The sequence below is a fragment of the Achromobacter arsenitoxydans SY8 genome (assembly GCF_000236785.1).
Lineage (GTDB): Bacteria > Pseudomonadota > Gammaproteobacteria > Burkholderiales > Burkholderiaceae_B > Achromobacter > Achromobacter arsenitoxydans.
Map to the genome: position 1 here is coordinate 1 of NZ_AGUF01000089.1, position 13,532 is coordinate 13,532.

Here is a 13,532-nt window from a genome sequence, read left to right on the forward strand (position 1 = left end):
GTGGCCAGCCTGGAAGGCTTTTCGCTACAGACCAGCGGCGACCATGCCTATGGCATCGTGTCGCAGTCCATCGGCGGCGGCGGAGGCACGGGCGGCGCGGCGTCGGCCTACGATGCGGGCCCGGGTTTCTCCATGGCTGTCGCGGTCGGAGGCACGGGGGGCGGCGGCGGTTCGGGCGGCGCGGCAGCCGCCAACGTGTCCAACGCCAGCGTGGCGACGGGCTCGAGCGACGCGCATGGCGTGGTCGTGCAATCCATCGGCGGTGGCGGCGGCGCCGGCGGCGCGTCCGTGGCCCAGGCCATGACTATCTCGGTTCCCGACGGGGAATCCTCTTTCGGCGTGGCGGTCAGCTTCGCCATGGGGGGCTCGGGCGGCAACGGCGGCGCGGGATCCACGGCCACGGCTACGCTCGGCAACGCCGCCATCAAGACGCAAGGCGCGAACGCGCAGGGCGTGATCGTGCAGTCGATCGGCGGGGCGGCGGCCTGGGCGGCAGCGGTTCGGCCACGTCAACGGTGATCGGCACCGGCGAAGCGATCGGCGGATCCCTTCAGTCCGCGCTGGGAGGCAGCGGCGGCGCCGGCAATACGGGCGGTGCCGCATCGCTCGTCATGCAGGGCAGCAGCATCGCCACATCGGGCGATTCCGCCAACGCCATCCTGGTGCAGAGCGTCGGCGGCGGCGGCGGGGCGGGCGGCGTCGGCTCGGCCACGGGCCGCAGCGTCAACACCGACGCCAACGTGTCGCTCTCCATCGCGCTGGGCGGCGCAGGCAGCTCGGGCGGCGACGGCGGCATCGCCAGCCTGGCCATCGACCCCACGAGCTCGGTCACTACGCAGGGCGACGGCGCCCGTGCCGCGCTGGTGCAGTCCATCGGCGGCGGAGGCGGCGCCTCGCAGGGCGGGCAGGTGGGCCTGCAGTTGCAGGCGTCCGAGGAAGACAGCAGCACGGACGTCGAGGGCTCGGTCCAGGTCGGCCGTGGCGGCGGCGGAGGCGGCAACGGCGGCGCGCTCAGCCTGAACAGCGGCGGCAGGATCACCACCTACGGCGCCGATGCCGACGGCCTGCTCGCGCAGAGCATCGGCGGCTCTGGCGGCCTGGGGGGATCGGTGGGGGGCGATAGCGGCGCAACGTCCGTGCTTGCGGCGGTGGACGATGGCGGCACGACGTACAAGTTCGACGTCTATGTGGGCGGCAGCGGCGGGGCCGGCGGGGCTGGCGGGGCCATTGGCAGCGCAGCCGCTCCGGCCGCCCTGGGCGGGGCCACGCAAACGTATGGCGACTACGCCGATGCCGTAGTGCTGCAATCCATCGGCGGCGGCGGGGGCGCGGGCGGCGCGTCGACGGTGTCCTCCAGCGTCTCGACGTCCAACGTCACGCTGGCTGTGGGAGGCCGAGGCGGCAATGGCGGGTCGGGCGGCGCCATTACGGCGTGGCTGGACGACAACGGCGGCAACGGATTCAACACCGCAGGCTACGGCGCGTCGGGCATCGTGCTGCAGTCGATTGGAGGCGGCGGGGGCATGGCGGGGTCCGGTTCGCCTCAGGCCCGCGGCCAGATGCTGCTGGGCGGCACGAACGGGAATGGCGGTTCGGTGACCATCGGCAGCGGCAGCTGGGCCAACATCCAGACGAAGGGCGACAGCGCCTATGGCCTGGTCGTGCAGTCGATCGGCGGCGGCGGCGGCATCGCCATGGCGGGCAGCACCGGGTCGGCTGCCCGGCCTGGCAGCCAGCAGTTCGACATGACCGCGGGCAACACCACGGGAAGCGGCGATGGCGGCATTATCAATGTGTCCACCGGCCTGGATCTGAATACCTATGGCGACCGGGCGATCGGCGTTGTTGTCCAGTCCATAGGCGGGGGCGGCGGCATCGCGACATCGGGCAGTGCGAATGGCGCAGGCGTGATCGCGCTGGGCAGCCAGCGGACCGAAAGCTTCGGGCCATCGGGCTGGACGGTCTCGCTGGACCTGTCTGGCAACATCACGACAGCCGGCGCCGGCGCGCATGGCATTGCGGCCCAGTCCATAGGCGGAGGCGGCGGCATTCTGGGCGACGTGTCTCAGGCCATCCAGTTCAATCCCCAGGGTTTCGCCAGGCAGTCGATCGCGGCCAACTCCGACGGCGGTGGCGGCGGCATGGTCAATATCGCCTTCAACGGCAGCCTGACGACCCGAGGCGACAATGCGCACGGCATCGTTGCGCAATCCATCGGCGGAGGGGGCGGGCTTGCCGGCGGCGCGCAAGGCGGATTCGCGGGGTCTATCGGGCCGGGGGGAACCAGCAGCATCGTACAGGTCAAGCAATGGGGCGAATTGCAGGCCACGGGCGCGGGGTCGGCGGGCATATTCGCGCAAAGCGACAGCGGCAGCTATTACCAAGGGCCGGTGGCAATCGAAATCAACGGGAAGGTTCAGGGAGGATCCGGTTCGGGCAGCGGTGTCTGGATCGCATCGGGCAAGGACAACCAGTTGATCGTGAACGCCGGGGGCTCGCTCGGCGCGTCGTCGGGCGTGGCTGTCCGATACAACGGACAGGGCTCCACGTCGGCGGGGAACGTGTTGACCATCGAGAACTTCGGCGCGTTGTCAGGCAGTGTCCTTTGCAGCACGGCCGACGATGGCAACGCCTGCACCCTGAACAACCATGTCGGCGCCGAGGCTGCGGATGCGGTTGCCTACAACGCCAACGTCCGCAACGACGGACTGATCGTGATCGGCAAGCCCGGCCAGTTCCAGACCCTGACGGTCAGCGGCAGCCTGACCCAATCCGCCAGCGGCGTGCTGCGCGCCAACGTGGATTTCGATGCGTTGCGTTCATCGCGCATGGTCGTGCAGGGCGACGCCTATCTGGCCGGCGGCATGGACGTGCTGCCCCAGGCGCTGCTTCCCAATCGCGAGCTTGTCGTGCTGACGGCGCAGGGCAGTTCACAAGGGACGCTCACGGCGGTGGACAGTCCGGTGTTCAACTACGAGACGCGCCAGGCGGGTCCCGATACACGCGTGCGCGTCGAGTCGGCGGATTTCAACGCCGCGTCCATGAGCCTGAAACAGAACCAGACCCAGGTCGCGAACAACCTGCAGCGCATTTGGGACGCGGGCGGAAACTCGGCGCTGGCGCCGCTGTTCGCGCAGCTTGATCTGGCCTCGCGCCAGGGCGCCGGGGCCTATCGCGACAGTGTGGGCAGCCTTTCGCCCGGCGTGACGCTGGCGCCGGCCGTGCAATCGGCGGCGAACCTGGGGCAGTTCACCAGCGCCATGATGTCCTGCCCGGCCTTCACCGGCACGGACGCGATGACCGGCGAGCAGAACTGCGTTTGGGGCCAGGTCAGCGGGCGCGCCACGAACCAGGACGCCAGCCGCGGCACGTCGGGCTTTAACTACGACACCGTCACGTATCAGTTCGGCGGCCAGCGCGAGGTCAGTCCGGGCTGGTTCGTGGGCGGCTCCTTTGCCTACGAGAACAGCCGGGTGCGGGCGCGCGATGGCGGCGTCAGCGGCAATGGCGACAGCGGCTATGCCGGCGTGGTGCTCAAGCGTGAAGCCGGGCCGTGGGTGTTTTCCGCGGCCCTGGGCGGCGGCTACGGCGGCTACAGCATGGACCGTTCCATCGACATCGCGGGCTACCAGGACAGCCTGTCCAGCCGGCCGGACGTGTACGGTTTCAATGCGCGCCTGCGCGCCGCCCGCACGTTCACGCACGGCAGCATGTACGTCAAGCCCTATGTGGACCTGGACTTCAGCTACAGCCGCATGCCTGGCTACCGCGAATCGGGAGAAAACCCCCTGGCGCTATCGGTGGACGGCAGCGACCAGTTCATCATGGGCCTGTCGCCCATGGTCGAGATCGGGGGGCGGTCCGAGCTGGGCGGCGGGGCGATGCTGCGCCCGTTCATGTATGCGGGCGCAACCTTCCTGTCGCAGGACGACTGGACCTCTAGCGCGCGACTGCGGGGCGCGCCGGGCGGCTCCGGATCGTTTGATACGTCGATTCCCATCGACGACGTCGTCGGCAAGATCGGCGCGGGCTTGCAGGTCATGAAGGCGGGGGGCATCGACTTCCGCCTGCAGTATGAAGGTCAGTTCTCGCAGCACGTGAGCAGCAACAGCGCCACGCTGAAGGTGTCCGTGCCGTTCTGAAACCGAAAGGGCGATGGCGGACCGGCGTTACGGCAATGCGCGCCGCAGGCGCAGCGACGCCACACGGCCCAGCAGGATGGGATCGACGCCGTTGTTGAAGCTAACTTCGGTCTGCGCGCCAGGCCGCTGCTCAAGATGGGAAATATGCTCAAGATTGATGATGACGGAACGGGACAGGGCGCAGAAAGGCGGAAAGGGCAGCTGCGCCGCCAGACGCTTGAGCGTGATGTGCATCAACTCGTTCGCGTAGGCGGCGCTGCACAGGCGCACATAGTCGCCCTGCGCCTGCACGATGGTCAGCTCCTGGACTTTGATGAGGCGCGTGCCCGTCCGGGTCCGCATGGACAGATAGCCGTTCGTGTTGGGCCGCAGCCGCGCGAGCGTCTGGGCGAGCCGGTCTGGGGACACTGGCTTGAGCAGGTAGTCCACGGCCTCGACATCAAACGCGCGCGCCGCATAACCGTCGTGCGCGGTGACGAACACGACGGACGCCGCGCTATCCTGGCCTTCAAGCAGATCGAATCCCGTGCCGCAAGCCAGTTCTATGTCGAGGAAAATCGCGTCGGGGTTGTGGTCTCGGATCAGCCTGCGCGCCTGGTCCACCGAAGACGCTTCGCCCTCGACCTGGACGGCGGGGGCGGCCTCGAGCAGGCGGCGCAGGTAGCGCCGCGCAGGCGCTTCGTCGTCGATGATCAGCACGCGCAGCATGGGTCTCTTGGAAGAAGGAGGGCGAGTGTATTCTTTCGGTCCAGTCCGCGGGTAAATATAAGGCCATATGCCGTGTCCGGGAAGCCGGACGCCGGGGCATGGCCGTTTCGGATGGCGTATCCATGATTTCGACTTCGATCGGGGGGGAACTGAGCCAAGGGGAATCCGCGCCGGGCTTTTGGCGCGCCCAGGTGGTCGGCTGGATCTTCCTGGCATTCGTGGGCTACTTCATCCGGCTGGCGGTCTTCGGCAACGCCGTCGCGGCGTTCTGGCTGACTTTGGCGCTGGAACCGCTGGCGTTCATCCTGACTAGCGTCGCGGCCATGGCGCACGGACGCCTGCCGTCCGGACAGCGCGAGCCGGTCATTGTCCTTGCCGGCTCGGTGTTGCTTTGCGTGGCCGCTTCCGCGCTGCTGGCCTCGATCGCCTACGCCATCAACCATCTGTTCCTGTCAGGCATTCGCGAGATACCCGGCAATCAGTATTGGCTGGGCTTCATCTACTACATGGGCATCCTGTCCATCTGGACGCTGATCTACTTTGGCGTGTCGGCGGAACTGGCGGCGCGCACGGAGCGCCTGCACAAAATGAAGGCCGAGACCCGGTCGCTGAGGCTGGAGCTGGAGCATCTGCAATTGCAGGTGGAGCCGCATTTTCTCTTTAATGCGCTCAACACCATCGTTGCGGAAATCGGGGACCGCCCTGCCGTCGCGGAGGAAATGACGCGCCGCCTGGCCGAGTACCTGCGGTATTCGCTGGACCGGCGCGGACGAGGGCTGTGCAGACTCGAAGAAGACATCGAGGCGGCTCAGGCGTACATACGCATCCAGGCGCTGCGCTTCGACAAAAAGCTGGATTGCCGCTGCCAGATAGACCCGGCCACATTGAAAATGCAGATCCCCCACATGACGTTGCAGGGGCTGGCCGAAAACGCGATCAAGCACGGCATGCGCGGCGAGCACGAGCGCTTCGTGATCCACATCCGCACGCGCTTGCAGGGCGAAGCGCTGGTCATCGAAGTGACCAATCCCGGCATACTGCAGGCGCCCTTCGACCTGGTTGAAAGCGGCGGCGGGCTAGGCAACCTCTGCCGTCGCCTGGCGTTGCGATACCCGGATCGGTACGAGTTTTCGCTGGATCAACGCGGCGACCTTACGGTCGCCGAGATCCGGCTGCGGGGGGAGCCTGCGCCGTTGTAATGCAGAGGCGCGCCCGTCAGCCCTGGACCCGCGCCGGTTCGTAAAAACAATACCCGCTGCTGCGCAACGTCTTCACCGGCAGCGTCTGCCCGCTCAGGTCTTCGACGCGGCGGCGCAGGCGGCGCATTTGCGTGTCCAGGCGGCGCTGGTCGTAGTCCAGGTAATCCGCGCCCAGGGCCTCGATGATCTGCCGGCGGCTGATGTTTTCGCCGGGCTGGCTCATGAGGCAATGCAGGACGGTCAAGTCCTGCTGCGACAGCGGCATGGCTTGCGCGCCGGGGATGTGCAGGCGGCGCGGGCCCATGTCGAGCAGCTAGCTTGGCTGCGCGGGGCTGGCGCCGGGTTGCGGCAGGTCCAGGCGCCGCACCAGGGCGGCCAGCGTGGCGGCCAGTTCGTCCAGGTCGCAGCCCTTGCCTAGATAGTGGTCGGCGCCCATGCTCAGGCCCTGTATCCGGTCGGCGCCGGTCTGGCGCGCGCTGAATACGACGATGCCTGCCTTCTCGCCTTGCTGGCGCAGGCGCTGGATCAGGTCCAGGCCGCAACCGTCGGGCAGGCCGATGTCGATGACGGCAAGGCGGTGGCGGCCGGGTTCGAAGCGCTGGTCGAACTCTTGCAGGCTGGATACGCACAGGGGCGCGTAGCCCAGTTCTTCGAGGAACTCGCCTAGTTCCTGGCGCAGCACGGGTTCGTCTTCGAGGAGGATCACTTCAGGCATGGAACGCCTGTGCGATGCCGCCGGGGGGGCTGGTGTAATCTGCCGGGTTGCACGGGAAATGCGGCTTGATGCGACGGATGAAACGGAAATATTACCCCACGGCGGGCGTGTGGCTGGCGCTGCTGGCGTGTGTGCTTGCAGGCGTATTGGCGGTTGCAGGACAGGCGCGCGCCGAGCCGTTGCGCCTTGACGGCCGGGATCGCATCGAGGACGCCGGCGGGCATCTGGAGCGCCTGTACGATCCGGACGGTTCGCTGGACGCGGCCGGCGCGGCGATGGCCGGCGGCTGGACGGCGCTGCCTTCGAACCTGAGCGCGGGCTTCACGCCCGCCACGGTCTGGCTGCGGCTGCCGGTGCAGGTGGACGAGGTTCCGCAGGGCGGCTGGATGCTGCGCCTGAGCAATTCGCTGCTGGACGATGTGCGTGTGTATGTGAGCAGGAGCGCGGGCAATGAGGCCGGCAATGCGCCCGCCTGGACTTTGCTGGGCCGCAGCGGCGAGGACGTGGCGCGCAGGGACTGGCCGGTGGATTACCGCAGTCCCGTGATCCAGTTCAATCCGGCGCAGGCGGGGTCGTACGTCATCTTGGTGCGCCTGCAGAGCAAGAATGCGATGGCGACGCGCCTGGAGGTCTGGCAGCGCTTGGCGTTCGACAACCAGTCGCGGCGCGAAGGGTTGCTGTTCGGGCTGTACTTCGGCTTCTACCTGTTGCTGATCTGCGCCCACGCGGTCTTCTGGCTGGTTACGCGGGCGCCGATGAGCGGACTGTTCCTGGCGTATATCGGCAATTGCGTCTTTAACGAAGTGCTGTCGCTGGGCCTGGTGCAGCAGTTGACGGGCCTGCCGGTGCAATGGAGCGACCGCCTGCTGGGCGTCGGCATCTGTTTCAGCCTGCCTATTGCATTGCGGATCGCGTTCCGCCAGTTGAATCTGGCCGCGCTGTACCCGCGCGCCGTGCGCTGGATAGAAGGCGTGTTCTGGGCCATTGCGATCGGCTGCGCGCTGCTGGTCGTGAGCGGACGCTACGGGATGGGCATGCAGCCGGTGCAGTCCCTGGCGCTGCTGGTGATCGTGGGCTTTACCGTGCTGGCGGCTTACCTGCTAAAGCGGGGCTGGCGTCCCGCGCGCTTTTTCGCGCTGGCCTTCGGCGTGTTTTACCTGAGCGTGCTGATTGCGTTCCTGCGCAACCTGGGCGTGCTGCCGGTCAACGCCTTCACGGAATATGTCTCCACGCTGGGCACGATGCTGCACATGCTGCTGCTGAGCCTGTTCATTGTCGGGCGCTACGAGCGCCAGCGGCGCATCCGCGAACTGCAGCAGGCCAATCTGGCGGCGGATCTGGCGCGGCAGCACAGCCACTGGCTGGAACGCGAGGTCGCGCTGCGCACGGCCGAGATGCAAGGCGAGATCGAGCGCCGGGTGGCACTCGAGGGCGAGCTGCGCACGTCGCTCGACAAGGAGCGCCGGATGTTCGTGGAGCAGCGCGAATTCGTGGCCATGGTGTCGCACGAGTTCCGCACGCCACTGGCCATCATCACCACGTCGGCTCAGCAATTGGGCCGCAATCTGACGGCTCCCGTGGAGAAAAGCCTGGCGCGCTGCGCCAACATCCGCGACGCGGCGATGCGGCTGCTTGCGCTGGTGGACGAATACCTGACCGACGACCGCATGCGCGAGCCGCGGGCCGCACTGCGCATGACCCAGTGCGAACTGCCCGCGCTGCTGGCGGACCTGGCCAGCGAGTATCCGCCGGGCCGGATCCAGTGCGCCTACGAGCCTGCGGATCCGGGCAGGCACGTCCTGGACTGCGATGCGGGCATGCTGCGCATCGCGTTGCGCAACCTGCTGGCCAATGCCGACCGGCATTGCGCCGAGGGCGGGGCGGTGCGCGTGGCAGTGCGCGAGGAAGGCGAGCTGCTGCACATTGCCGTGTCCAATCCGGGCAGCGCCATCCCGCCGGCCGATCAGGAGCGGCTGTTCCAGAAATACTATCGGGGGCAGAATGCGCTGCGGCATCCGGGGGCGGGTTTGGGCCTGTATCTGGTCAGTTCGATCGCCCAGCGGCTGGGCGGGGCGGTGTCGCTGACGTCTGCCGGCGGGAACGATCCTGTGTGCTTCAGCCTGAGCCTGCCGCAGCGCCGCCCGGTCTGACGGCGGCAGGGGGTAAGGATTTGCGTGTCGACAGCGGGCAATTGTTGCGCGAACGCATCTATTTGTTTCTTGTGGGCAATATCGCTTCTGCGTCTAATGTTCGGTAAAAGTCGCCGAATTTCTGTCTTTATTGCCGATTTGTCGGTCGACTTGGCTTGATTTTACAAATCGCTCAGATTTGCTCAGATTTGGCGGTGCAATGATCGGTATATTTCCGAAACGAAATTTACATGGTCGCTACAAAATGTCTCGCCGCTTCTCGCTTACCCCGCTTGCTGTTGTACTCAGCCTGAGTTTTTCTCCGCTGGCCACGCCGTACGCCCTGGCGATCCCTCCCGACAATTGGCAGGATGGCGGCGTGACGTCTGGCCACATCGAGAACTCGGCATCTTCAAATTACCCGTACATCCGACTCGAAAACGGCGCCGTTCGCTTCGGGAACGTCATCAACCGCGCAACATTGCTTGGCGGGTACCACAACGCGCTGGCCATCTCGATGGACTCGGGGTCGATTCTGAACGGCTCGATACGCAATGAGCTTGGCGCGGTGACGCACGGTGTGGGAATTGTCGACAGCACTGTCAGCGGCAGCATCGTCAACGAAGGCGAAATCCGCGGCAAGCACATCATCTTGGGCTTTGCAGCGCAAGCGATCGCTCCAACCAATTCCAGCGTGTCGATTACGGGCAACAGCAGGATCCTCGGAAGCATCGTCAATAACGGCAGTATCAACACCGACACCAGTTTTCCCTACTTCTCATCGAACGGCGTGGCCGTGGAAATCACGGACGGCAGCACCGTTGAAGGCCGCATTGAAAACAACGGCAGCATCAGCGGCAGCGTCGTGGTGAGCGGCGGCGCCGTTGTGAATGGCGGCATCGTCAACAATGGCACCATTAACTCGCTGGGCACGGTTTTGATGTCCAGCGGCCTTGCGCTGGACGTCGAAGGCGCTGGTGCGCCGATGGTCATCACGAACACCGGCACCATCCTGGGCGACGTTCGTCTTGGCACATCTACGCTGAACCTTGATGGCGGCAATATTTACGGCGCCATCATTGGCGAAGACAATCAGCCCAGACGGCTTATGGCAAGTTCCGGCGGCGCAGGCACGCTGAACGTCAACACCGACTTCACCCCCCAAGGCACCATCACGGTCGGCGCCGTGAACGTTGCGGCGGACAAGACGCTGACGCTTTCTGGAACGAAGGTGAACGGTCTGTTGACGGTGAACGGCACCCTGGCTGGCAATGGCAATGTGGGTATGACCACGCTGGAATCGGGTGCGACGCTGTCGCCGGGCACCGTGCCGTCGTCGAGCCACATCATGATGGCGAGCGCCACGCTGGCGCCCGGTGCGACGATGGCGATGATCCCCACCGCGTCGCAGATCGGCACCTTGACGGTCAATGGCGACCTGACGTTCAAGCCGGGTTCGACCTATCGCGTCGACGCCACGCCTGAAGGCGAAAGCGACCGCGTGAACGTCACGGGCACGGCCAATCTGGCGGGTTCCGTGGTGCATGTCGGTTCGGGCGGCACTTATGCGCCCTCGACCAGCTACACCATCCTGTCCGCCGGCAATCTGAATGGCCGCTTCGACGGCGTGTCCACCAACCTGGCTTACCTGCAGCCCACGCTGAACCAGCAGGGCAATGACGTCGTGCTGACGGTCGACATGAAGCAGGTGCCGGTCGAGCCGGAAACCAAGCCCGGCGACGAAGGCGGCGAAACCCGTCCGATCGAATTCGCCGACCTGGCCGTGACCCGCAACCAGCGTTCGGCGGCGAACGCGGTGCAAAGCCTGCCCAAGACCAGCCCGCTGTACACGCGCGTCATGAATCTGCCTAACGGCGCCCCGGCCGGCGTGTTCGCCGACCTGTCCGGCGAATCGTTCGGCAGCAACGTGAGCGCGATGCAGAACGTCAGCAATAACGTGGCCAGCCTGCCCACCGCACAACTGCGCGCCAACATGAACGCCGGCTTCATCCCGGGTCCGCCCACGGCGCAAGTGGGCCGCGGCGATGCTTCCATGCTGCCGCGCTCGGCCGCGCAGCCGATGTGGGCGCAGGTCTTCGGCAACTGGCGCACCATGGACGGCAACGGCAACGTCGCCAAGTCCCGCGAAACCGACACGGGCGTGTTCATCGGCGGCGATCATGGCGTGGGCGCCGGCTGGCGCCTGGGCGGCGCGTTCGGCTATACCGACAGCCGCATCAAGGTCGATGACCGTTCCGCCAAGTCGGACGTCAACAGCTACAGCGCGATTCTCTACGGCGGCAAGTCGTTCGAGGCCGGTTCGGGCAAGATCAACTTCACCGCTGGCCTGGCCTACACCTGGCACGACATCGACAGCAAGCGCAACATCAACGCCGCCGGCGAGCGCCAGGAGCTCAAGGCCGACTACAGCGCCAGCACCGGCCAGGTCTTCACCGACGTGGGCTACGCATTCCCGCTGACCGACCGCGTGACGCTCGAACCGTTCTTCGGCGCCGACTTCAGCGACCTGCGCACCCGCGGCTTCTCGGAGTCGGGCGGCGATGCGGCGCTCAGCGGAAAGCGCAGCACCAACAACGTGGGCACGACCACGCTGGGCCTGCGCGCGCAGACCACCTTCGACGTGAAGGAAACGGCAGGCCGCCTGCGCGGCATGCTGGGATGGCGCCACGCCTACGGCGACGTGAATCCCGAAGCCACGATGTCGTTCGACGGCAGCCAGCCCTTCACCGTGGCCGGCAACCCGCTGGCGCGCGACGCGGCGGTCATGGAACTGGGCGTGGACCTGGCGATGAGCAAGAACGCCACCCTGGGCCTGGCTTACTCCGGCCAGTTTGGCGACGGCAACCGCCAGAACACCGGCACCGTGAACGTGAGCTGGCGCTTCTAAGCGTTTGCTCCCGGGCGCGGGAAGAAGGCTGGTCCTCTGTGGGGCCAGCCTTTTTTTATTGCGCGGCCATCCGTGAAATACAGGATGGTCCGGCGCCCGGCGCGTGGCTACACTGTCCGGCCCCCCTATAACGAGAACGCCATGAGACAGTTTCTTCCCACCCTGGGCGCAGCCCTGGTCCTGTCGCTGGCCGCGAACGCCGCGGCCGCGCAGCAATCCCCGCCCCGCGATCCCTTCTTCTGGCTTGGGGAGATCAACAAGGCGACGGCGGTCATCAACACCGACGAAGGCCTGCTGGACAAGTCCATGGCGCCCCGGCTGGCGGCCGGCGTGGCCAAGGTGATCAGCGACGGCAACCAGCCGGGCGCCAAGCGGCCGGCCAGCGTCATCACCTTCGAGCCCCTGCTGATCAAGGCCGCCGGCGAGGACATCACCCTGCTGCACGCGGGCCGGTCCAGTCAGGACATGCACGCCACCTACCGCAGCGCCATCCTGCGCGACAAGCTGCTGGAGCTAGCCGACCAGCTGAACGCCACGTCCACCACGCTGGTGGAACTGGCGGCCAAGCATGCCGGGACCATCGTGCCCAACTACACGAACGGCGTGGCCGCCCAGCCCAATAGCTACGGCCACTATCTGCTGGGCCAGGCGGCGGGCCTGGCGCGCGACGCCCAGCGCATCCGCGAAGCCTATGTCCGCATCGACCGCTCGCCCATGGGCACCACGGTGCTGAACGGCACCAGCTGGCCGCTGGACCGTAAGCGCATGGCGCAGTACCTGGGATTCGAGGCGCTGGTGGACAACGCCTACGACGCCTCGCAGATCTCGTCGATGGACCAGCCGGTGGAAGTCGCGTCCATCGTGACCAGCATCGCGCTGCGCACCGGCAACTTCGTCGAAGACGTTATGACCCAGTACGCGCAGTCGCGCCCATGGATCCTGCTGGAGGAGGGCGGCGGCAACACCTACGTGTCCAGCGCCATGCCGCAGAAGCGCAATCCGGGCCTGCTGAACGATACGCGCAGCGACGCCTCCACGGCTGTGACGCTGGCCATGGGCCCCATCGTGCAGACGCACAACATCACGCCGGGCATGAGCGACCCCAAGGACGTGAAGCAGAATTCGGCGATGGTCGACAGCGGCATCTCGGCGCTCAAGCGCTGGGACCGCGTGCTCAAAGCCATGGTCATCAGCCCCGAACGCGCGCTGGAAGAACTGAACAGCGACTGGACGGCGTCGCAGGAGCTGGCCGACGTGCTGATGCACAAGTACAAGCTGCCGTTCCGCGCGGGGCACCACTTTGCATCTGAAGTCGTGTCGTACGCCAAGTCCAACAATATCAAGCCGCTGGACTTCCCGTATGACCAGGCGCGGCGCATCTATGCCGACGCGATGAAGGACTCCAAGTACGGGACCGAGCTGCCGATGAGCGAGGCGGAGTTCCGTTCGACGCTGGATCCGGTGGCCATCGTGAAGAACCGCGCCACTAGTGGCGGTCCGCAGCCCAAGGAAATGGACCGCATGATCAAGGAGGCGCGCGCGCAGCTTGCCTCGCAAGACAAGTGGATCAAGGAGCGCCGCGCCCACATCCGCGATTCGCTGGCCGAGCTGGACAAGAAGTTCGACGCGCTGGCGGCCAGCGCGCCGAAGGAAAGCAGCAAGTAGACCGCCTTCGGGCCCGGCCAGGCCAGGCCCGGCCAGGCCCGGCCCGTCGCGCCGCTGGCGCGGCGG

At 66.6% G+C, this 13,532-nt stretch carries 6 protein-coding genes and 2 pseudogenes; 6 read left to right on the forward strand and 2 right to left on the reverse strand.

What is annotated here, in order from left to right:
- Nucleotides 1-519: pseudogene (locus tag KYC_RS29775) on the forward strand (hypothetical protein); the annotation flags it as partial.
- Entirely contained in the window at nucleotides 516-4,142 is a 3,627-nt protein-coding gene (locus KYC_RS26925; protein WP_008168503.1) for an autotransporter outer membrane beta-barrel domain-containing protein, read from the forward strand. The pseudogene KYC_RS29775 and the gene KYC_RS26925, both read left to right, overlap by 4 nt.
- A 27-nt stretch (nucleotides 4,143-4,169) precedes the next feature.
- Here the strand turns inward: KYC_RS26925 and KYC_RS26930 are convergent, their stop codons facing one another.
- Nucleotides 4,170-4,850: a LytR/AlgR family response regulator transcription factor gene (locus KYC_RS26930; RefSeq protein ID WP_008168504.1), complete on the reverse strand. Its 681-nt coding sequence runs from the start codon at nucleotides 4,848-4,850 to the stop codon at nucleotides 4,170-4,172.
- A 122-nt stretch (nucleotides 4,851-4,972) separates the two neighbouring features.
- Here KYC_RS26930 and KYC_RS26935 point away from each other — a divergent pair, with 122 nt between their 5' ends.
- Nucleotides 4,973-6,049, forward strand: coding sequence for a sensor histidine kinase (locus KYC_RS26935; RefSeq protein ID WP_100148386.1), 1,077 nt, complete (start codon nucleotides 4,973-4,975; stop codon nucleotides 6,047-6,049).
- A 16-nt stretch (nucleotides 6,050-6,065) separates the two neighbouring features.
- Here the strand turns inward: KYC_RS26935 and KYC_RS26940 are convergent.
- Nucleotides 6,066-6,764 (reverse strand): annotated as a pseudogene (locus KYC_RS26940) (response regulator transcription factor).
- Nucleotides 6,765-6,841: 77 nt separating this feature from the next.
- Here KYC_RS26940 and KYC_RS26945 point away from each other — a divergent pair.
- The 3 genes from KYC_RS26945 to KYC_RS26955 all read left to right on the forward strand — a co-directional run bounded on the left by KYC_RS26945 (nucleotide 6,842) and on the right by KYC_RS26955 (nucleotide 13,466).
- A complete protein-coding gene (locus KYC_RS26945; RefSeq protein WP_008168506.1) occupies nucleotides 6,842-8,914 on the forward strand; it encodes a sensor histidine kinase in 2,073 nt (690 codons plus the stop codon).
- Nucleotides 8,915-9,158: 244 nt separating this feature from the next.
- The gene (locus tag KYC_RS28500) at nucleotides 9,159-11,801 is read left to right on the forward strand and encodes an autotransporter family protein (RefSeq protein ID WP_008168507.1); all 2,643 of its coding nucleotides are present in this window, start codon (nucleotides 9,159-9,161) and stop codon (nucleotides 11,799-11,801) included.
- A 141-nt stretch (nucleotides 11,802-11,942) separates the two neighbouring features.
- Nucleotides 11,943-13,466: an argininosuccinate lyase gene (locus tag KYC_RS26955; protein ID WP_008168510.1), complete on the forward strand. Its 1,524-nt coding sequence runs from the start codon at nucleotides 11,943-11,945 to the stop codon at nucleotides 13,464-13,466.
- The last annotated feature ends 66 nt before the right edge of the window (nucleotides 13,467-13,532 follow it).